The sequence below is a fragment of the Streptomyces sp. NPDC006458 genome, assembly GCF_040612135.1.
Classification (GTDB): Bacteria; Actinomycetota; Actinomycetes; order Streptomycetales; family Streptomycetaceae; genus Streptomyces.
In genome coordinates this window covers 141,639-162,388 of record NZ_JBEXPR010000005.1, presented here as the reverse complement: position 1 = coordinate 162,388, position 20,750 = coordinate 141,639, and the positions used below count along the sequence as shown (strand labels likewise).

Genomic DNA, 20,750 nt, shown 5'->3' with positions numbered 1-20,750 from the left:
CGGGTCCGGGGCCACCGCCTTGGGAAACGGCCGGGTACCCGCCGTCGCGCGGCCAGGCCCGGCCCACCGGGACGGGCGGCTGAGCACCGCCCCCGGTGAACCATTGGCCAACACCTTGGCAGAGTGATCAGACGTACGGGGATGATGTCCCAGGCGGATTTGCGCCGTGGCCGGTTTCCGCCATGGCCGGTGCGCATGGAGTCGAGGGTTCCGGGAGGGGCTGCGCCTGATGCTGACGGCGATAGGGCTGGACGAGACGCACGAGTCGGCGTACCGGGCGCTGGTGACGGTGGGCGCGGCCGACGTACCGGATCTGGCCCGGCGGCTGGCACTGGGCGAGCACGACACCGAGCGCGCGCTGCGCCGGCTGGAGCGGCACGGCCTGGCCGCCCAGACCCCGGCCCGCCCCGGCCGCTGGGTCGCCGCCCCGCCCGGCGTCGCGCTGGGCGCGCTGCTCACCCAGCGGCGGCACGAACTGGAACAGGCCGAGCTGGCGGCCGCGCTGCTGGCCGAGGAGTACTGGGCGGCCGCGGCCGAACCGGCCGTGCACGACCTGGTCGAGGTGGTGATCGGCGCGGCCGCCGTCACCCAGCGCTTCCTCCAGCTCCAGCTCGGCGCCACCGAGGAGGTCTGCGCGCTGGTCACCGGCAATCCCGTCGCCGTCACCGGCATGGAGAACGAGGCCGAGGAGCAGGCCGCCGGGCGCGGGGTGCGCTACCGGGTGGTGCTGGAGCGCGCGGCGCTGGACCGGCCCGAGGGGATGACCGAGCTGAGCGCCGCGCTCGGCCGCGACGAGCAGGTGCGCGTGGTGGACCAGGTGCCGACCAAGCTGGTGGTCGTCGACCGCGCGCTGGCGCTGGTGCCGCTGACCTCGCACTCCGCCGAACCCGCCGCCCTGGTGGTGCACGCCAGTGGGCTGCTGGAACTGCTGTCGGGCCTGTTCGAGTCGGTGTGGCGGGACGCCCTGCCGCTGCGCATCGGCGCGTCCGGCCTCGGCGAGGAGGACCCGGACGGCCCCGACGCCACGGACCTGGAGATCCTCTCCCTGCTGCTGGCCGGCCTGACCGACGCGAGCGTCGCCAAACAGCTCGACCTGGGCCTGCGGACCGTACAGCGCCGGGTGAAGCACCTGATGGAACTGGCCGGTGTGACGACCCGTCTGCAGCTGGGGTGGCACGCGTACGAACGGGGCTGGGTGGCGCGCGAGCGCTAGGGGCTGTCGTTCCTCCTGACCTGCGACGCAGGACGTCCTCCTGCACGCTGGGCAGATGGGCGTGTGGGAGCTCCTGCTGGTCGGCACGGTGATCCTGCTCGGCCTGGGCGGGGTGCTGGTGCCCGGCGTCCCGGGGTCGTGGCTGGTGTGGGCCGCGGTGCTGTGGTGGGCGCTGAAGGACCCGCAGCCGGTGGCGTGGTGGGTGCTGGTCGGGGCCACGCTCGCGCTGTTCCTGTCCCAGGTGGTGCGCTGGGCCCTGCCGCCGAGGCGGCTGCGCGCCAGCGGCGCCACCCCTCGGATGGCGGTGTACGCGGGGGCCGGCGCGCTCCTCGGGTTCTTCCTGATACCCGTGCTGGGGGCGATCCCCGGCTTCATGGGGGGCATCTACCTGTCCGAGCGCCTGCGTCTGGGCCGCCACGGCGAGGCCCGCGCCGCTCTGCGCCAGGCGATGCGCAACGGCGGCTCCAGCGTGCTGACGGAGCTGTTCACCTGTCTGCTGATCGCCGGGGCGTGGCTGGGCGCGGTGATCTGGGGGTGACGGCGGGGGTGAGGGCGTAGGCCCGAGGGCCTAGGGCGCGCTGCCGATGTGCGGGGCGGGCCGGAGTGCTTGGCTGCTGCCATGACCGAATTCAGCGAGGCCGAGCGCGCCTATCTGAGGACGCAGCGGCTGGGACGGCTGGCGACCGTCGACCCCGAGGGCCGGCCGCAGGCCAACCCCGTGGGCTTCTTCCCGCAGGACGACGGCACGATCCTGGTCGGCGGCCTCGCGATGGGCCGCACCAAGAAGTGGCGCAATCTGCGGAGCAACCCGAAGGTCGCGCTCGTCGTCGACGACATCGTGAGCCTGCGGCCGTGGCGGGTGCGCGGCGTCGACATCCGGGGCGAGGCGGAGCTCCTCACCGGCCCGCACGAGCTGGGCCCGCACTTCAGCGAGGAGGTCATCCGCATCCACCCGCGGCGCGTCCACAGCTGGGGTCTGGAGGACCAGGGGCCGTCGTCCGGATCAGACCGGCCATGACACGATCCCGACGAGAGCCGCTGGGGTCCTAGCTAGAGATTTTCCTCCAGCGTCAGCAGCAGCCGCTTGCGTTCCAGGCCGGCGGCGTAGCCGACCAGTGAGCCGTCCGCGCCGATCACACGGTGACAGGGGCGCAGCACCAGCAGCGGGTTGGCGCCGATCGCGGTGCCGACAGCCCGTACGGCGGCCCGGGAGGCGCCGATGCGGGCGGCGATCTCGCCGTAGGTGACGGTCGAGCCGTAGGGCACGGACTCCAGGGCCGTCCACACCCGCTCGCGGAACGCGGTGCCCTCGCTGCGCAGCGGCAGCGAGAACTCCTTCAGGTCGTGCGCGAAGTACGCGTCGAGCTGCGCCCCGGCCTCCCGGAACAGCCCGGGATCGTGCACCCAGCCCTCCTGCACGCTCCGCCCGCCCTTCTGCTCCGGCAGGGACAGCGAGGTGAGGGTGCCGTCGGGGTCGGCGGTGAGCAGGATCGGCCCGAGGGGGCTCTCGTGACGGGTCCAGTGGGTGGTCATGCGTACTCCAGGTCACGGGCCGTGCGCAGATGGCGTACGGCGTACGAGCGCCAGGGGCGCCAGGCATCGGGGACGTCCTCGCCGGGCGGGGCGACGTCGGGGTCGCCGAGGGCGCGGGTGCGGACGACGGCGACCACGGCGGGGGCCATGCCGGGCAGTGCGCGCAGGGCCGCCTCGGCGTCGTCCCGGTCGGCGCCCGCGTCCAGCCGCACGGCCCCGTCCGCGAGCGCGGCGGCCAGCGCCCCCGCCCTTCCGTCCGGCTCGGCCTCGGCGAGGACGGCCGGCTCGGGGAAGAGGTGCGTCAGGCTGCCGCAGGGGGCGTCGAGGGCCTTGCCGTAGGCGCGGACGAGACGCTCGGCCTCGTCGCGCCCCACCAGAGCACGTATCGCGAGTTCGTCGGGGTCGGCGGCGCCCGGCGAGCGCAGCCCCGGCCGGGCGGCGACCAGCGGGGCGAGCCGGGGATCGGCCGCGAGCCGCTCGTCGACGGCGTACGGGTCGGCGTCCAGGTCGAACAGCCGCCGCAGGCGCTGCACGGCGGTGGTGAGATCCCGGGGGTCGGTCAGATGGAGCCGGGCCTCCAGCCAGCCCCCGGGGTGTGCTGCACCCGAGGCGCCCGCCGTGCTCCGCTCCTCGACGGCCGCGATCCCGGTCCCGTACGGCAGCCGCAGCGTACGGCGGTAGGTGCGCGCGCCGGCCGGGCCGCCGACCTCCTCCACCCCGGGCACGGCCTCGCGCGCGAGCAGGTCGAAGACCGCGGCGGCGGAGTACGGCCCGCGGTGGGCGAGCCGCAGGGGGATCCCGGCGGCCGGGGTCCCGGAGCGCCGGGCCCGGTGCCCGCCCCGGGGCGCGGCGGCGCGCAGCCCGCTGGGGGTCAGGGCGTAGACGGCCCGGACGGTGTCGTTGAACTGCCGGACGCTCGCGAAACCCGAGGCGAAGGCGATCTCGGTGACGGGCAGCTCGGTCGTCTGCAGCAGCACGCGCGCGGTGTGCGCACGCTGGGCGCGGGCCAGCGCGACCGGCCCGGCCCCCAGCTCGGCGGTGAGCTGGCGCTGGACCTGCCGGGCGCTGTACCCCAGCCGCCCGGCGAGCCCGGCCACGCCCTCCCGGTCCACGACCCCGTCCCCGATCAGCCGCATGGCCCGCCCTACGACATCCGCGCGGGCGTTCCACTCGGCCGACCCGGGCGAGGCGTCCGGCCGGCACCGCCGACAGGCCCGGAACCCCGAGCCCTGGGCGGCGGCGGCCGTGGGGAAGAACTTCACGTTCCGCCTCTTGGGCGTGACCGCCGGACAGCTCGGCCGGCAGTAGATCCCGGTCGTCGAGACGGCGAAGTAGAACTCCCCGTCGAACCGGGCGTCCCGGCTCCGCACCGCCTCGTACCTGCTGTCCTCGTCCATCACACCCCCCAGTGTCCGCCCCCCGCCGAACCCCCGCTGGCGGATTTCGGACACAGACATGAGGCACCCCCAAGGACACGAGAAAAACAGCGCGACCACCGCCTCAGGGGCGCAGGGGAACAGGGGCGCGGGGAACTGCGCGACCACCGCCTTAGAGGCGCAGGGGAACAGCCCGACCACCGCCTTAGGGGCGCGGGGAACTGCGCGACAAGCCACACACAACCGGCACCCGAACCACCGACCCCCACCCCCACCCCCACCCCCAGCAGAGGGGCGCGGGGAACTGCGCGACAAGCCACAGACACCCCGCACCCGAAACCCGGCACCCGCCCCCTACCGCCCCCGCTACCGCCCCCCACGCTTGAACTCCATCGCGGCCCGCCCGGCCGCCCCCTTCCGCTTCCACTCCTTCCGAATCTCCGCCCGAACCCGCGCATCCGTCTTCGCGACGATCCGCTGGTTCTCCCGCAGCAGCTTCCGATAGCTGTCCAGCCGCCGCTGCGACAACTCCCCGCTCTCCAGCGCGGAGCGCACCGCACAGCCCGGCTCCCCCTCATGCGCACAGTCGTGGAACCGGCACCGCTCGGCCAGCGACTCGATCTCGGAGAACGTCTGCCCGACCCCGCCCTCGGCGTCCCAGAGCCCGACACCGCGAAGCCCTGGCGTGTCGATGAGCGCACCGCCCCCTGGCAGCAGCATCAGGTTGCGGGTGGTGGTCGTGTGCCGCCCCTTGCCGTCGGCGTCCCGGGTGGCCTGAACGTCCATGACGTCCGCCCCGAGCAGCGCGTTGGCCAGCGTGGACTTGCCCGCGCCGGACTGCCCGAGCAGCACGGACGTACCGCCGCCGACGGTCGCGGCGAGGACGTCGAGCCCCTCCCCGTCGTGCGCGCTGACGGTCAGCACGGTCACACCGGGCGCGGTGTTCTCCACGTCCTGGACGAGATACGCCAGGGAGACCGGGTCGGGCACGAGGTCGGCCTTGGTGAGGACGACCACCGGCTGGGCGCCCGACTCCCAGGCCAGGGCGAGGAACCGCTCGACCCGTCCGAGGTCGAGTTCGACGGCCAGCGAGACGGCGACGATCGCGTGGTCGACGTTGGCGGCGAGGATCTGCCCCTCGGACCGCTTGGAGGAGGTGGAACGCACGAAGGCGGTACGGCGCGGCAGATACGCGCGGACGTAACGGGGGTTGCCGTCGGCTTCGAGGGCGACCCAGTCGCCGGTGCACACGACCCGCAGGGGATCGTGCGGGGTGACGAACGCGGTGTCGGCCCGGACGATCCCGTCGGCGGTGACGACGTCGCACTGCCCGCGGTCGACCCGGATCACCCGGCCCGGAAGCAGGCCTTCGGCGTCGAGGGGGGCGAACTCGTCCGCCCATGCCTCGTCCCAGCCGTAGGGAGCGAGAGCGGTGAAAGCATCAGCGAAAGCGCTGGAGGTCAAGGGGGAACCCTTCCCAAGGGTGGCCCCGGCGAAGGAAGTTGTGTCAGCCGGCGGCCACGGAGGTGGACTTGATGATCTGAATGCGGGCAGCGCCCATCGCAATGACAGCCATCGTCGGCACCTCCTCGGTCACAACTCGCTCGGCAAGAACACGCACACCGTAGCCGGAACCCCCGCGGGCTCGTCAACGGGTTTTTCCCGCGCACCTCGGGCCCCCGCGCCCGCCGGGTCCGCGCGCCCCTCGGGCCCCGCACCCGTCAGGCCCCGCGCACCTCAAGTCCCCGCGCACACCTTGCCGTTGAGGGCGAAGCCGGCCGCCGGGCCGTTCGCCCCGCTCCGGGAGCCGAGGAAGCCGAAGGACAGGGTGCCGCCGGCTGGGACGGCCCGGTTGTACGACGTGGCGGTGGCGGCGACGTGGGAGCCCTGCTGGGTGAAGTCCGCGTCCCACATCCGGGTCACCCGCTGCCCGTCCGGGAAGGACCAGGTCAGGCGCCAGTCGTCGAGGGCCTGCTCGGTGGTGACGGTGACGGTGGCCTGGAAGCCGTCGGGCCACTCGCCGGCCTGGGCGTAGGCGACCCGGCAGGCGGGCCGGGCGCTCGGCTCGGGGACGGTCGTGGTGGGCGTGCCCAGGGGTCCGGGGACGGTCCAGGCGGACGGGCGCGCGGAAGCGCGGCCGGGCTTGCGCGCCTCGGACCGGGTCGGTGTCGGCGACGGGGCGGCCGGGGAGCCGGTGGCCGCCGCCGACGAGGGTGGCCGCGTCGGCTCCCGCGGTGAGGGCTGGGTGTCCGCCACCGGCCGCCGGTCGTCGGCGTCGTCCGCCGCGGCCCCGTCGTCCGTGCCGCCGGGCGGCATCAGCGAGACCGCCAGCGCCAGCAGCGAGACGAGGACGGCCGCGACGATCAGGCCGTTGCGCAGCACCCGCCCCCGGTTGCCCGGCTCCGGCTCGGCGCCGGCCTCGGGACGGCCCGCGCCCAGCCGCACCTCGGCCGCGCGGCGGCGGCGTTCCAGATAGGCGAGGCCGCCCCAGCCGATGACGCCGCCGGCCAGGGCCGCGGGCAGGCCGCCGCCGTGCGGGCGCAGACAGGCGGCGGCCTCGGCGCACTGCGCACAGCGGGCGAGATGACGGGAGAGGTCTTCGGGGGTCTCGCCGGCCGGGGCGCGGGTGACGGCGTCGAGCAGCCGGGCGTAGGCGCGGCACTCGGCGTCCATGGGCCGGTCGAGATGGCCGCGCCGGCAGCGGTCGCGGAACAGGCCGCGCACCTCGGCGAGTTCCTCGGCGAGGCCGGCCGGGTCCAGGCGCAGCCGGCGGGCCACGACCGCCGACGGCAGCGACTCGACCTCGATCAGCCACAGCAGCTCGGCGTCGCCCTCCTGCATGTCGCGCAGGGCGCGCAGGGCGAGGGGGCGTCGCAGCGGCGGGCCGGCGTAGCGGGCGGCCTGCTCGGAGTGGAGCCACAGCCGCAGGTCGGGGGCGAGGCGATGCCCTTGTCCCTGGGTCTCCCAGGCGGTGGCGGTGGCGCGTACGGCGGTCAGCAGCTGGAGGACGGCGGGCAGCCGGGGGACGCGGCGGCCCGGGTTGCCACCGCCGCCCGACTCCTCGGCGCGCAGCTCGCGCAGGCCGTGGGTGAGCGCCTCCTGGGCGAGGTCGTGTGCGGCCACGGAGCCGGCGGTGCACAGGTCGGCGTAGGACAGGACGGTGTCCCAGTACTCGGAGAAGAGCGCGGCCTCGGCGGCGTTCCGGGGGCTCGGCAGGTCGGGCATGACTCTCCTGCGTTCAGTGCGAGATCAACTCACCGTAGGACATGGGGAGTTGTGGGGGAACCTCGCCACAGGCCGAGCCTTTCACGTATTCGTCACAACTGACAAGCAAGCTGTTCAGATGCCGACGGGCCCCGACTCCGTTGGGAGCGGGGCCCGTCGGCGGGGTGCGCGGGTCAGACGGCGGCCGGGTTCGCGGCGGGGAGGCTGTCCATGAAGGAGCTGACGGAGAACACCGCGTTGCCGGGTCCGGGCGGGCCGTATCCGGGCGGGGAGGTCAGGCCGAACTCGTCCATGGTGGCGCGGTAGGCCTCCAGCAGACGGATGTGGTACTCCAGCGGCGCGCCCTGCGGGTTGGCCTTGCCGAGCGGGGTGGTGGGTTCGGGGCACCAGGTGGTGAAGCGGGGCGTGATGCCGTGCGACATGAAGAAGCGCAGGCCCTCGGTGGTGGAGGCGATGGCCTCGTCGACGGTGGTGAAGCCGAACGGCTCGGCCATCTCCACGCCCGCGACGAAGTTGGGGATGACGTTGCGCGCGCCGAACACCTCGGCCGAGTCCAGGATGCGCCGGTGCCACTCGTCGCGGCCGACGTAGCGCTCCTTGCCGGGGCAGTACAGCTCGAACAGGCGGCGGTCCCACACCTCGTAGTTGGGGTGGTAGATCTGCACGCCGTAGTCCTTGAAGCGCTGGACGTCGTCGCGCGGGAGGGCCTGGGCGACGACCTTGCCGATCCAGCGGCCGGGGAAGCGCTCCTCGATGGCCTTGGCGTAGTGGCCGTAGAAGTCGGCCTCGTCACGGCCGGCGACGGTCTTGGTGATCGCGCCACCGGTGAGGGTGTAGGCGGTGGAGGCCTTGGCGGTGTCGTACCGGTCGATGATCTCCAGCGCCTCCAGCACCTCCTCCACGTCCTTGACGCCGGTGTAGGGGCGGCCGGCGGCCTTGTGCTGGCGCCAGTTGTGGTTGATGTCGCAGTACTGGCACTCCTCCTTGGCGCCGAAGTACTGGCAGACCCGGAAGACGGTGAGGTAGATCAGGTAACCCCACTGGATGGTCGGGGCGACCTCCATGACCGACTTCCCGTTGGAGAGCTTGTGCCGGTAGTACTCCGGCATGGGCGGCACGCCCACGTCCGCGATCCGGCTGCCGTCCAGGTACAGGCCGAGCAGGCCCTCCTCGTCGGCGGCGACCCGGTAGGGCGAGGCGGGATTCACCCGCACGGAGACCACGGTCCGGCGCAGGTCGTAGGGGCCCCCGGTGAGGATGATCTCCTCGGGCGGCCGGCGCAGGGCGGCCTCGCCCAGCTCGGGGAGCGTGCCGTGGTCGAAGGAGAAGATGAAGTACGACTTCGGTTTCACCTCGCCGTCCTCGTTGTCGCTGAGGGCGGACGCGTCGAAGGCCACACCTCCGCGGAGCAGGTCCTCCTTGAAGACCGCCTCGCGCGGTACGTGCGGGAAGCGTTCCATCAGATCCTCGACGAGCGCGGTGCGGCTGCCCATCCCGTGTCTCCTCCCGATTCAGGCGTACGACTCCTCACGGTATGCCCCTTCCCGATCGGCCGCGCAGCCGGGGTCGGGGCACAGGGCGGGGCGAGCGGTGGTGATGTGATGTGTCCGACACGCTCGACACCTCGGAAAGGGGACCGCATGACCGGTGCTTCGGCCGTGACGAACTGGGCCGGCAACATCACCTATGCCGTCGACGAGCTGCACCGCCCGCGGACGCCCGACGCGCTGCGGGCGCTGGTCGCCGGGAGCCCGGCGGTGCGGGTGCTGGGCAGCGGGCACTCGTTCAACCGGATCGCCGAGCCGCCGCCGGGCGGTGTGCTGCTCTCGCTGGACGCGCTGGACGCCGGGATCGAGGTGGACGCCGCGGCCCGGACCGTCCGGGTCGGGGGCGGCGTCCGCTACGCCCGGCTCGCCGAGGCCGTGGACACGCACGGCCTCGCCCTGCCGAACATGGCCTCGCTGCCGCACATCTCGGTGGCCGGGTCGGTGGCGACCGGCACCCACGGCTCGGGGGTGCGCAACGGGTCGCTCGCGGCGGCCGTGCGCGAGGTGGAGCTGCTGACCGGCGACGGATCGGCGGTCGTGATCGGGCGGGACGACGAACGGTTCGGTGGCGCGGTCACCGCGCTCGGCGCGCTCGGGGTCGTCACGGCGCTGACGCTGGACCTGGAGCCCGCCTTCGAGGTCGAGCAGCATGTGTTCACGGAACTGCCCCTGGAAGGGCTGGACTTCGAGAAGGTGGCCGGTGCCGCGTACAGCGTGAGCCTGTTCACCGACTGGCGTGCCCCCGGCTTCCGGCAGGTGTGGCTCAAGCGGCGCACCGACCAGCCGCTGCCGGAGTTCCCCTGGGCCGCCCCCGCCCGTGAGCCGCGGCACCCCGTGCCCGGCATGCCCGCGGTCAACTGCACCGAGCAACTGGGGGTGCCCGGCCCCTGGCACCAGCGGCTGCCGCACTTCCGCGCCGAGTTCACGCCCAGCAGCGGGGAGGAGCTGCAGAGCGAGTACCTGATGGCGCGCCCCTACGCCGAGGAGGCGCTGGGCGCGCTCGACCGCGTCCGGGACACCGTCGCGCCCGTGCTCCAGACCTGCGAGGTGCGCACGGTCGCCGCCGACGGGCAGTGGCTCAGCCCGGCGTACGGGCGGGACTCCGTCGCCGTGCACTTCACCTGGGTCGCGGACGCCGGGGCGGTGCTGCCGGTGGTGCGGGCGGTGGAGGCGGCGCTGGAGCCGTTCGCGGCGCGGCCGCACTGGGGCAAGGTGTTCGAGATGCCGGCGGCGCATGTCCGCGCCCTGTATCCGCGCACGGAGGACTTCGCGGCGCTCGCCCGGGAGCTGGACCCGGCGGGGAAGTTCGGCAACGCCTTCGTACGGGACGTACTCGGCGGCTGAACTCACCCCACGACGGCTCGCCGCGTCGTTCACGGCTTGCCCAACTCGCTTGTATGCCAGGCTTGTTGGTGCCGCGCCGGGCGTGGCAGGCGAAGCCCCTGAGCGGACGGGAGACCAGATGGGCGACCGGGACGAGCTGCTCGCCGGGTTGCGCGGCCTGATCGACACGGTCGTCCAGCGGCAGGACGGCACCGTGCTGTACACACCCGCCGCCGAGCGCGCGGCCGCCGCGCTGGCCGCCGCCACGGACCCGGCCGCCGATCCCGAGGCGGCCTACGTCCTGGGCTGGTTCCACTGGCTGCGCTTCGAGACGTCCGACGAGGAAGACGAGAGGGCCGAACTGGTCGAGGGCGTCCGGCTGCTCGCCCCCGTGTACGACGCCGCGCCCGAGACGATGCCCGACCTGCTGCACCTGATACTGAAGGGCGGCCCGCGGGACGGGGTGACCGGTGAGGCCGCGCTCGAACTCGGCCTCGCCGTCACCCTCGCCTACGAACACGGCCGCCATTTCCCGCTGCTGAACCGGGCGGTGACGCTGTTCCGCTCCGCGGTCGCGGGGCCGTTCGAGAACCCGCTGGACCGTGCGATGGCCCTGAACAACCTCGGGCACGCGCTCCGGATGCTGCACGAGCAGGGCGCCGGGGACGGGGAGCTGGACGAGGCGGTCGCGGTGACCCGGCAGGCCGTCGCGGTCACCGGACATCCCGAACACGTCATGTTCCGGAGCAACCTGGGCGTCGCCCTGCTCCTGCTCCACTTCCGCGACAAGGACGTGGCGCATCTGGAGGAGGCCGTGGCCCTGGCCCGCGCGGCCGTGGCGGCCGCCCCGCCCGAGGACCCGAACCTGACGCGGTACCGCAACAACCTGGGCGTCGCCCTGCACACCCTCGCCGACGAGCGCGACGACCCCCGCGTCGGCGAGGAGGGACTCGCACTGACCCGCGCCGTCCTGGAGGTGCTGCCCGACGGCCCGGCACGGCTCGCCCAACTGCACATCCTGTCCATGGCGTTGCGCACCCAGTACGAGCGGGTGCGCGAGGCGGGTCTGCTGGACGACGCCGTGGCGGCCGCACGCGCGGCCGTCGCCGGCACGCCCGAGGGGAACCCCGCCCGCCCCGAGCGCCTGGACAAGCTCGTCGTCTGCCTGATCCTGCTGTTCCAGCGGACCGGGGACCTGACCGTGCTGGCGGAGGCCGTCACCGCGGCGCGGTCCGCCGCCCGCGCGCCGGTCGCCCCGCAGCGGCCCCGCTACCAGGCCAACCTCACCGAATGCCTGCGCCTGACGGCCGAGCACAGCATCGATCCGGCGGCCGCGCACGAGGCGGTCGCCGCGGCGCGTGCCGCGCTGGCCGCGGGGTCCGACGACGTCGTGACGCACAAGAACCGGGTGGGCGCCCTCGGCACCGCCCTGCACACCCTGTACCTGTACACCTCCGATCTGGACCACCTCACCGAGGCCGTGGCCCGCGCCCGCGAGGCGCTCGCCGCCCTGCCCGCAGGTGACCCGGATCGTCTCCGGGAGCTGAGCAACCTGGGGTTCGGGCTGCGCACGCTGTACGAGGCCGTCGGCTCCGACGAACTGCTCGACGAGGCGATCGAGGTGACCCGCCGGGCGCTGGCCGCGATGCCCCGCAGCCACCGCATGCGGCCCGGCGTCCTCACCAACCTCGCCAGCATCCTCATCCGCAAGCACGAGCGCGTCGACAGTGTCACGCACGCGCACGAGGCCGTCGCGCTCGCCCGGGACGCCGTCGCGGCGACACCGCCCGGCCATCCGGACCGCCCCAGCTGGCAGAACAACCTCGTGCTGGCCCTCTACGACATCGGCACCCGGCTGGGCCTGCCCGATCGGCTGCGGGAGGCGATCGCCGTCTGCCACGAGGCGCTCAGCGCGCTCCCCGAGCGGCATCCACGCCGGTCCGTCCTCCTCAACAACCTCGCCAACAGCCAGGTGGCCCTGTTCGAGCTCACCGGCGACCTCGCCCTGCTGCGCGAGTCCGCGGCGACCGCGCGCGCCGCCGTCGACGCCACCCCCGAGGGACATCCGCACCGGGGCATGCACCTCAACGGCCTCGGCCGCATCCTCCAGCACCTCACCTGGAACACCGGCGACTCCGCGCCGCTGGCCGAGGCGATCGCCGCCTGCCGGGCCGCCGTCGCCGCAGCGCCTCCCGGCCCGATGCGCCAGATGTTCCTGGGCAACCTCGGGGCCGCCCTCGACCTGGCGTTCCGCCGGCAGGGCCGCCGGGAGGACATCGCCGAGGCCGTCGAGATCTGCCGGGCGACGGTGGCCGCGCTCGCCTCGGACCATCCGCTGCGGGTGGTGCACCTGCACTCGCTGACCACGGCGTTGCTGGCGCACGCGCTGCTCGGCGACGGCGGCCCGGATGGCGTGGACGAGGCCGTCGACTGCTCCCGCGAGGCCCTCGCCGGCCGGCCCGCCGACCACCCCGACCGGGTCCGCGCACTCGCCGACCTGGCCCACGCGCTGCGCGCCCGCCACCTGGTCCGGGACGATCCCGCCCCGCTCGCGGAGGCGGTCGCCGTCACCCGCGAGGCCGTCCGGCTGCTCCCGCCCGGCGCGCCGGTGCGTCCCGGGCTGCTCCACGACCACGCGGTCACGCTGCATCTGCTCCACGAGCAGACCGGCGATGCCGCGCTCGTGCCGGAGATCCTCGCCGCGTCACGGGAAGCGGCGGCCGACTCGTCGGCGCCGATCACCGTGCGGGTGGCGGCGTACCGCAGGACCGCGGTGCTGCTCGGGCAGGCCCGCGGGTCCGGCGGGCAGGGGAACACGATCGCCGCCGGGAACGGGCGCCCCCGAGCCGACGCGGACGACCCCGTCGCCGAGGCCCTGGCCGCCGTGGAGGCCGCTGTCGCGCTGCTGCCGCAACTCGGGCTGAACGGGCTCGACCTCGGGGATCAGGGGCACCAGATCGGCGAGGCCGGTTCGCTCGCCTCCGCCGCGGCGGCGGCCGCGCTGGACGCGGGGCTGCCGGGCCGGGCCGTGGAACTGCTGGAGCAGTCACGGGGTGTGCTGACGGCGGACTCGGCGACCGACGGCGGTGCCGAGGGCGACCGGCTGCGGGCGACGGTGCCCGAACTGGCCGATCTCTTCGAGGAGGTGCGCTCGCGGCGCGAGGCCCTGAACCGGCCCGTCCCGCCGCCCACCGACACCCCGCAGCCGTACGACGTGCGCGCCGCCGCCCGCCGGGAGGCGCAGACCGAGTGGGAGGCCGTCCTCGCCCGCATCCGCTCGCTGGACGGCTTCGCCGGATTCCTCGCCCCGCCCTCCGCCGCCCGGCTGACCGCCGAGTCCGCGGAGGGCACGGTGGTCTACGTCTCCGCCGCACCGACCCGCTGCGACGCGCTCGTACTGACCGGCGACCCGGCCGAACCCGTACGGGTCGTCCCGCTCGGCATCACCGAGCGGGACGTGCTCGCGCGCATCCGGACCCTGGGCGGGGCCATCGACCGCGCCGCCGACCGCGACGTCGGCCTCGACGACCGGCAGACCGCCCAGCACGACATCCTCGGCGTACTGGACTGGCTGTGGGACACCGTCGGCGAGCCGGTCCTGACCGCGCTCGGCCGCACCGGCCCCCCGGCACCGGGCGAGCCGTGGCCGCGGGTGTGGTGGTGCCCGGTGGGTCTGATGGCCTATCTGCCGCTGCACGCCGCCGGACACCACGCGGACCTGGCGGCGGCCCCGGAGGCACCGCGCGCCGTCGAACCCGCCGAGCCGGACACGGCACCGCCCCGCACCGTCCTGGACCGGGTCGTGTCGTCGTACACGGCGACCGTGCGCGGCCTGGCCCGGGCCCGCCGGCACCGCCGGCGCGGCGCCGCGGCACCCGCCGCACGCCCCGCGGTCGTGGCCGTGCCGGAGGCTCCCGGGGTCGTCGGCCTCCCGGGCGCCCTCGCCGAAGCGGACCTCCTCGCCGGGCTGCTCCCCGGCGCCGACGTACTGCCGCACCCCACCCGCGCCTCCGTGCTCGCCGCGCTGCCGGGACATCCGGTGGCCCACTTCGCCTGCCACGGCGCACCCCACCGCATCGACCCCTGGCGCGGCCGGCTGATCCTCCACGACCACGACACCGACCCGCTGACCGTCGCCGACATCGGCGCCCTGCGGCTGGACGGCGGGCTCGCCTTCCTGTCCGCCTGCAACACCACGCTCGCCCCTTCCCGGCTGGCCGACGAGGCCCTGCACATCACCGGAGCCTTCCAGCTCGCGGGCTATCCGCACGTCGTGGGCACGCTGTGGCCGGTCTCCGACCGCGCCGCCCACCAGCTCGCCGCCGACTTCTACACCCGCCTCACCGGCTCCGGCGCCACCCCGCCCGACCCCCTGCGCTCCGCCGACTCCCTGCACCACGCCACCCGCGGCCTGCGCGCCCGCTACCCACGGACGCCGACCCTGTGGGCGGCGCACACGCACACAGGGGCCTGACACCCCCTCAGAACGCTGTGCGAAACTGCGGCCCACAGGCTCACCCCGGCCGGCTCCCGGAGCCTGTCGGAGCAGACGTGAGGAGCAGAATGAGCACCAGCGAACCGGCCCGGTCCGACAGCGGGCGCCGGTGATACCCGAGGCCCTCGGTCCGTACAACCGCAGGGTTCGCCTGGTCGTCGAGGTCCGTGACGACCAGGACGAACTGGACCTGACGACAAGCCTGTTCACCGCGCAGGGCTGGGGCGTGCGACCGGCGCAGTGCAGGCGCTGATCAGCGGGTTCCTCCGCGTGATGCTGGGTCTGGCGGGACTGGTCGCCGTCCTGACGGTGGTGCAGCTCGCGCTGGACGACGTGGAGCGGGCCGCCGACCGGGCGATGGACGCGGCCGCGGAGGGACGGCGTCCCCCCGCCTGGTTCGGGCTGCGCGCCGACCTCGTCTGCGTGGAGCCGCTGGACAAGGAGACCCCGGTGGTCAACGGCCCCGTCCCGACCACACACCCGGTGCTCTCCTTCCAGCCGAGCGGGGACACCGTCTGGCTCTGGGACCCCGACCCGGCACGCGGCGAGGAGACCGAGCGGCACGCCCTGCGGGTGCGGGCGGAGGACGTGGCGCTGGTGGGGGCCCGGGGCAAGCACTGCTGAGCAGGGGCGCGAACCTGGGCCCACTAGGCTTTTGCCCAGACCCCCCAGGTTCTCGTCGAGGAGGCCCCATGGCCCGTGCCGGTGTCACCGTGGACCGGCTGGTCGCCGCCGCGGCCGAACTCGCCGACGAGGCGGGCTTCGAGCACGTCACCCTGTCCGCGCTGGCCCGGCACTTCGGCGTGAGGGACGCGAGCCTGTACGCGCATGTGCGCAGCCTCCAGGACCTGCGCACCCGGCTCGCGCTGTACGCGGGCGGCGAGCTGATCGACCGGATCGCCGAGGCGGTGGCGGGCCGGGCGGGCAAGGACGCGCTGGTGGCGTTCGCGGGCGCCTACCGGGAGTACGCCCTGACGCACCCCGGGCGGTACGCGGCGACGCAGATCCGGTGTCGACCAGGATCTGATCGCCGACTCGCCCGCGATGCGCCGTACCGCCGACATCACCTACGGCATGCTCCGCGCGTACGGCCTGGCCGAACCCGACCTCACGGACGCCGTCCGCCTGCTGCGCAGCACCTTCCACGGCTACTGCGCCCTGGAGGCCGCCGGCGGCTTCGGCGCCCCGCGCGACGTACGGCTCTCGTGGGACAGGGCGGTGCAGGCCCTGCACGTGGCCCTGGAGAACTGGCCGCGACAGGAGTGAGCCCGCGGCCGCCTCAGAGGGTCAGCTGGAACTCCAGGGCGGTGTGCGTGGGGCGGTAGCCGAGCCGGTCGTTGACCGCGCGCATGGGGTGGTTGTGGTCCGCGGTGTCGGTGAGCAGCCCGCCGAGGCGGGGGTGGCGCTCACGGGCGTGGAGGATCGAGGCGGCCTTCATCCGGATGCCGAGACCGTGGCCGCGGTGCTCGGGCAGGACGGCCGTACCGTAGTGCTGGGCATCGCCCTCGCCGCTGCCGGGGACGACCAGTTCGGTGAAGCCCACGAGCGATCCGTCGGTCTCGTCGACGGCGGCCACCGTGTGCAGCACGTCGCCGCGGCCGGCGACGGCGGCGGCAGCGGCCCGCACCCGGTCCAGGTCCCAGACGACCCGGCCGTGGTCGACGGCCCCCATCGGCATGTCGTCCATGGCCCGGCGCGAGGCGACGTAGCTCTCGGCGAGCTCGTCGGGCACCAGGCCCTCCCAGGACGTGAGCCGGTACCCGGCGGGTGCCCCGGCCACGAGCGCGGTGAGCGCCGGCAGGTCCGCCCGCTCCAGCGGCAGCCGGGCGTGGACGAGACTCAGCGCGGTCTCGAAGCCGCGTGCGCCGAGGAACCCGGCTCCGGGGCTGCCGCTGTCGGCCTGGGCGAGAACGGCGCGCCGCCCGTCCTCGCGCGCGGCCCGCACGACGGCGTCGAGCAGCAGCGTCGCCACTCCCCGGCGGCGTTCGGCCGGGTGGACCCGGACGTCGGCCTCGGCGAGATGCCGCTGCCCGTCCTTGTCGAACAGGCGCAGGGAGGCCGTGCCGAGGGGGCTGCCGTCCTCCCCCGAGGCCAGCCACACCAGCCGGCGGCTGCCACCGTGGACGGCCGTGTCGGTGAGGGCGCGGAGGTGGACGGGCGGTTCGGTGCGCGAAGAGGTCAAGGAGACTCCGTGGACGAGGGAGGCCCGCCTCACGGGAGGGGAGCCCGACGACGGAGGTCACTCTGCACCCGCCGCCGCCGGCCCTCAACCGAGTTTCGCGATCACCTCACTCCGTCAGCTCGGCGAACATGCCGGGCTGGTAGGAGCCGCCCTTGGCGCGCACGATCACGCCGAGCCGGTTGGCCGCGTTGATCATGGCGACCAGGTAGACCAGCGCGACGGTCTCGTCCTCGTCGTAGTGCTTGCGCACCAGGGCCCAGGTGTCGTCCGAGACGCCCTGGTGGGCGTCCGCGAGCCGGGTGCCCTCCTCGGTGAGCGCGAGCGCGGCGCGCTCGGCCTCACTGAACACCGTCGACTCTCGCCAGGCGGCCACCAGATGGAGCCGCACGGCGCTCTCTCCCGCCGCCGTGGCCTCCTTGGTGTGGAAGTCCACGCACCAGCCGCAGCCGTTGATCTGACTGGCGCGCAGCATCACCAGTTCCTGGAGGTCCCGCGGCAGCGACGACTGCTGGACGGCCGCGCCCACGGCGGCGAACCGCCGGGCGAGACCCGCGCCGAGCCGGTTGTCCATCAGATTCATACGGGTTTCCATGACGTGTCCCTCTCTCGGGATCGAGCGTGCTGACGACCACGAGATGCCGCCGCCGCGGCCCCTGTGACGACCCGGTCCTGTGACGTACGCCACCGGCCGGGGACGTCACAGAAGTGCGCGGCCCGGCATCTCGTGCCTGTGCGAAGGTCGGAGACCGACAGGCGGGAGCGGGCAGTGACAGACCGAGGAGCGGCACCGGACGAAGGCAGCGACGCCCGGCAACACCCTGAAGGGGAGCGGGGATCCGCGCGAGGGGCCGCGACGGGCCCGCGGACGGCCCCCGACAACGACCCGCCACCCCGCGCCCCGGGTCCGGACGCGGCCCCGGCACGCCGTGCGGACCTGGCCACCGAGACCTTCGTCGCCCACCGCGGGCTGCTGTTCACCGTCGCCTACGAGATGCTCGGCTCGGCCGCCGACGCCGAGGACGTCCTCCAGGAGACCTGGCTGCGCTGGGCGGGCGTCGACCTGGACGCCGTCCGCGACCAGCGCGCCTATCTGGTCCGCATCACCACCCGTCAGGCCCTGTCCCGGCTGCGCACGCTCGGCCGCCGCAAGGAGTCCTACGTCGGCCCCTGGCTGCCCGAGCCGCTGCTGACCGCGCCCGACGTGGCCGAGGACGTGGAGCTGGCCGACAGCGTCTCGATGGCGATGCTGCTGGTCCTGGAGACGCTCACGCCGACCGAGCGCGCGGTCTTCGTGCTGCGCGAGGTGTTCGGCCTGGAGTACGGCGAGATCGCCGAGGCCGTGGACAAGAGCCGGGCCGCCGTCCGCCAGATCACCCACCGGGCCCGCGCCCATGTCGCCGCGCGCCGCCCGCGCGCAGCCGTTTCGGCGGCGCAGGCCCGAGCCGCGCTGGAGGCGTTCCGGCAGGCGGCGGAGACGGGTGATCTCCAGGGTCTGCTGGACATCCTCGCCCCGGACGTGGTCTTCCTGGGTGACGGCGGCGGACTCGCCCAGGCCGCGCCGACGCCCGTGGTCGGGGCCTGGCGGGTGGCCCCGCTGGCCGTCGGCCTGAGCCGGTTCGGCCCCGGCTCGCTGCGGACGGTCCAGGTCAACGGCCACCCGGCGCTGGTGCTCCGGCTGAACGGCCGGGTCAACACCGTGATGGCCGTACGCGTCGACGACGGTCTGATCACAGGCCTGTACGCGGTGCGCAACCCCGAGAAGCTGTCCCGGATGAACCGGGAGACGGCGCTGCACCGCTGAGCCGGGTCACACCGACAGCGCCGGCACCTCGTCGTACGACAGCACCTGCCCCGGCGTCTGCCGGCCGGTCAGGACATCGAGGGCAGCGCTGTGCGCACGCGGGTGGGTACAAGGGGGAGCATGCTCCGCGGGAGGGGCCGGGCCGCGGGAGGGGCCGTCCGCGGGGCCGTCCGCGGGAGGGGCCGTCCGCGGGGCCGTCCGCGGGGCCGTCCGCGGGGCCGTCCGCGGGGCCGTCCGCGGACGGCCGAGTTCCCCCCTCCTCGACTAGCGTCGAGGCATGACCGGCAACACCGCGCCCTCCCTGGCCTCCGCCCTCGCCGCCGGGGCGGTCGTGCTCGACGGGGGGATCTCCAACCAGTTGGAAGCCGCCGGGTACGACCTGGGGGACGAGTTGTGGTCGGCGCGGTTGCTGATGGAGGGGCCAGAGGCGGTGGTCGGGGCGCATCTCACCTACTTCGAGGCGGGGGCGAGTGTGGCGATCACGGCGAGCTATCAGGCCACCTTCGAGGGGTTCGGCAGACGGGGACTGGGGCCGGGGCGGGTGGCCGGGCTCCTGGCGCTGAGCGTGGAGTCGGCGCGGGAGGCCGGGCGCCGGGCGAGGGCGAAGGGCATCGCCCGGCCGCTCTGGGTGGCCGCGTCCGTGGGCCCGTACGGGGCGATGCTCGCCGACGGCTCCGAGTACCGGGGCCGCTACGGCCTGAGCGTCGCCGAGCTGGAGCGCTTCCACCGGCCCCGCGTCGAGGCGCTCGCCGCCGCGGCCCCCGACGTGCTGGCTCTCGAAACCGTCCCCGACACCGACGAGGCCCAGGCACTCCTGCGTGCCGTCCGCGGCCTCGGAGTCCCCGCCTGGCTGTCGTACACCGTCTCGGGCGACCGGACACGCGCCGGCCAGCCCCTGGAGGACGCCTTCGCCCTGGCGGCCGACGCCGACGAGATCATCGCCGTCGGCGTCAACTGCTGCGCGCCCGAGGACGTGACCGACGCCGTCACCACCGCCGCCCGGGTCACCGGCAAGCCCGTCGTCGTCTACCCCAACAGCGGCGAGTCCTGGGACGCGAAGGCACGCGCCTGGGACGGCCGGGCCACGTTCGACGCGGCCCTGGTCGACGCCTGGCGTGACGCCGGGGCCCGGCTCGTCGGAGGGTGCTGCCGGGTGGGACCGGAGGGGATCGCCTCGATCGCACGGGCACTGGGAGGGTGAGCGAGGGCCCCGTCAGCGGTCCGCGCTCGGCCCGGCCGCGCCGTCCGAGGCCGGTTCGACCTTCGTGTAGAGGACCTCACGGGCCTGCTCCGCGGCGCGCGCGATGCTCTCGCCGATGAAGTCGACGAACCGGGCGATGCTCTCCAGCCGCCCGGCGGCCGGGGTGTCGGGGCCGAGGATGGCGACACCCTGCCGCGCGGTCTCGGCGAGCTGGACGTTGGACCGGGCGGCGGCGATCGTCGCCTGGTACCAGAGCTCGTTGTCGACGACATAGCGCTCACGGCGGCCTTCGTCACGCTGCCGGCGGACGAGATCCTGACTCTCCAGGAACGTGATCGCCTTGGACACGGAGGCCGGACTGACCTCAAGGCGCTGGGCGAGCTCGGACGCGGTGAGGCTGCCGTCGTCGGTGATGTAGAGGCAGGTCAGCACCCTCGCCATCATCTTGGGCAGACCCGACGCCATGAGAAGCGTCGTGAAGGTCTCCTCGTACGCCCGCACCGCCTCCGCGTCGCGCCCATGGGCCTGTTCGGGCGCCCGCCGGTCCCGGGGCGCGGCCTGCCTGCGGCGATGTGCGCGCTGTTCGGTGGCGCGGTGGGCGAGGTCGGCGCGGTAGCCGGTGGGGCCGCCGTTGCGCATCACCTCGCGCGTGATCGTCGAGGTCGGGCGGTCCAGCCGCCTGGCGATCTCCGCGTAGGCGAGACCGTCGGCCAGCCCCAGCGCGATCTGCTGGCGTTCCTGCTGAGTGAGCCTGCCTCCCGGCATCGCGGCCTCCTTCGTGTTCCGTAACCCCGCCCACTATAGCGTTCACCACCATTCCATTGCAACGAGCAGCAAGTCGACGTTGCGTTAGA

The 20,750-nt window shown here is 74.5% G+C and carries 17 protein-coding genes and 1 pseudogene; 10 read left to right on the top strand and 8 right to left on the bottom strand.

The genetic code is table 11. The annotated features are described in order from the left end of the window. Window positions 1–229 precede the first annotated feature (229 nt). From ABZZ79_RS08905 to ABZZ79_RS08895, 3 genes are all read left to right on the top strand, one after another. Complete coding sequence (locus ABZZ79_RS08905) at window positions 230–1,213, top strand: helix-turn-helix transcriptional regulator (RefSeq protein ID WP_356687990.1); 984 nt, start codon at window positions 230–232, stop codon at window positions 1,211–1,213. A gap of 55 nt (window positions 1,214–1,268) precedes the next feature. After that, window positions 1,269–1,751, top strand: a complete 483-nt coding sequence (locus ABZZ79_RS08900; RefSeq protein WP_356687988.1) for a DUF456 domain-containing protein — start codon at window positions 1,269–1,271, stop codon at window positions 1,749–1,751. A gap of 81 nt (window positions 1,752–1,832) precedes the next feature. After that, a complete protein-coding gene (locus tag ABZZ79_RS08895) occupies window positions 1,833–2,231 on the top strand; it encodes a PPOX class F420-dependent oxidoreductase (protein ID WP_356687986.1) in 399 nt (132 codons plus the stop codon). 32 nt (window positions 2,232–2,263) lie between these two features. Here ABZZ79_RS08895 and ABZZ79_RS08890 read toward each other — a convergent pair whose 3' ends face one another. From ABZZ79_RS08890 to ABZZ79_RS08870, 5 genes are all read right to left on the bottom strand, one after another. Beyond that, complete coding sequence (locus ABZZ79_RS08890; protein WP_356687984.1) at window positions 2,264–2,746, bottom strand: methylated-DNA--[protein]-cysteine S-methyltransferase; 483 nt, start codon at window positions 2,744–2,746, stop codon at window positions 2,264–2,266. Beyond that, window positions 2,743–4,143: an AlkA N-terminal domain-containing protein gene (locus ABZZ79_RS08885; protein WP_356688274.1), complete on the bottom strand. Its 1,401-nt coding sequence runs from the start codon at window positions 4,141–4,143 to the stop codon at window positions 2,743–2,745. Before ABZZ79_RS08885 ends, ABZZ79_RS08890 begins: the two co-directional genes overlap by 4 nt. 345 nt (window positions 4,144–4,488) lie before the next feature. Then, complete coding sequence (gene rsgA, locus ABZZ79_RS08880; RefSeq protein WP_356687982.1) at window positions 4,489–5,586, bottom strand: ribosome small subunit-dependent GTPase A; 1,098 nt, start codon at window positions 5,584–5,586, stop codon at window positions 4,489–4,491. A 273-nt stretch (window positions 5,587–5,859) separates the two neighbouring features. Then, window positions 5,860–7,347 (bottom strand): cellulose binding domain-containing protein, encoded by a 1,488-nt coding sequence (locus ABZZ79_RS08875; protein WP_356687980.1) that lies wholly within the window; start codon window positions 7,345–7,347, stop codon window positions 5,860–5,862. 173 nt (window positions 7,348–7,520) lie between these two features. Further along, on the bottom strand, window positions 7,521–8,840 hold the full coding sequence (locus ABZZ79_RS08870; RefSeq protein WP_356687978.1) for a radical SAM protein: 1,320 nt from the start codon (window positions 8,838–8,840) through the stop codon (window positions 7,521–7,523). A 147-nt stretch (window positions 8,841–8,987) separates the two neighbouring features. Here ABZZ79_RS08870 and ABZZ79_RS08865 point away from each other — a divergent pair, with 147 nt between their 5' ends. From ABZZ79_RS08865 to ABZZ79_RS08845, 5 genes and pseudogenes are all read left to right on the top strand, one after another. Continuing rightward, the gene (locus ABZZ79_RS08865; RefSeq protein WP_356687976.1) at window positions 8,988–10,238 is read left to right on the top strand and encodes an FAD-binding protein; all 1,251 of its coding nucleotides are present in this window, start codon (window positions 8,988–8,990) and stop codon (window positions 10,236–10,238) included. 118 nt (window positions 10,239–10,356) lie between these two features. Beyond that, entirely contained in the window at window positions 10,357–14,691 is a 4,335-nt protein-coding gene (locus ABZZ79_RS08860; RefSeq protein ID WP_356687974.1) for a CHAT domain-containing protein, read from the top strand. A gap of 130 nt (window positions 14,692–14,821) precedes the next feature. Then, window positions 14,822–14,965 carry a hypothetical protein gene (locus tag ABZZ79_RS08855; RefSeq protein ID WP_356687972.1) on the top strand — a complete coding sequence of 48 codons (144 nt, stop codon included), beginning with the start codon at window positions 14,822–14,824 and terminating at the stop codon, window positions 14,963–14,965. Continuing rightward, window positions 14,953–15,336, top strand: a complete 384-nt coding sequence (locus tag ABZZ79_RS08850) for a hypothetical protein (RefSeq protein WP_356687970.1) — start codon at window positions 14,953–14,955, stop codon at window positions 15,334–15,336. Before ABZZ79_RS08855 ends, ABZZ79_RS08850 begins: the two co-directional genes overlap by 13 nt. 68 nt (window positions 15,337–15,404) lie before the next feature. Next, a pseudogene (locus ABZZ79_RS08845) lies at window positions 15,405–15,978 on the top strand (TetR-like C-terminal domain-containing protein). 13 nt (window positions 15,979–15,991) lie between these two features. Here the strand turns inward: ABZZ79_RS08845 and ABZZ79_RS08840 are convergent. Together ABZZ79_RS08840 and ABZZ79_RS08835 are read right to left on the bottom strand one after the other, a co-directional pair. Then, window positions 15,992–16,816 (bottom strand): GNAT family N-acetyltransferase, encoded by an 825-nt coding sequence (locus tag ABZZ79_RS08840; protein ID WP_356688272.1) that lies wholly within the window; start codon window positions 16,814–16,816, stop codon window positions 15,992–15,994. Between the two features lie 184 nt (window positions 16,817–17,000). Further along, a complete protein-coding gene (locus ABZZ79_RS08835; protein ID WP_356687968.1) occupies window positions 17,001–17,486 on the bottom strand; it encodes a carboxymuconolactone decarboxylase family protein in 486 nt (161 codons plus the stop codon). A 342-nt stretch (window positions 17,487–17,828) separates the two neighbouring features. On the opposite strand from ABZZ79_RS08835, the gene ABZZ79_RS08830 reads away from it, so the two are divergent. Both ABZZ79_RS08830 and mmuM read left to right on the top strand, forming a co-directional pair. Further along, complete coding sequence (locus ABZZ79_RS08830) at window positions 17,829–18,695, top strand: RNA polymerase sigma-70 factor (RefSeq protein ID WP_356688270.1); 867 nt, start codon at window positions 17,829–17,831, stop codon at window positions 18,693–18,695. Between the two features lie 277 nt (window positions 18,696–18,972). Beyond that, window positions 18,973–19,896, top strand: a complete 924-nt coding sequence (gene mmuM, locus ABZZ79_RS08825; RefSeq protein WP_356687966.1) for a homocysteine S-methyltransferase — start codon at window positions 18,973–18,975, stop codon at window positions 19,894–19,896. A 12-nt stretch (window positions 19,897–19,908) separates the two neighbouring features. Here mmuM and ABZZ79_RS08820 read toward each other — a convergent pair whose 3' ends face one another. Beyond that, a complete protein-coding gene (locus tag ABZZ79_RS08820; RefSeq protein ID WP_356687964.1) occupies window positions 19,909–20,661 on the bottom strand; it encodes a helix-turn-helix domain-containing protein in 753 nt (250 codons plus the stop codon). Window positions 20,662–20,750 lie beyond the last annotated feature (89 nt).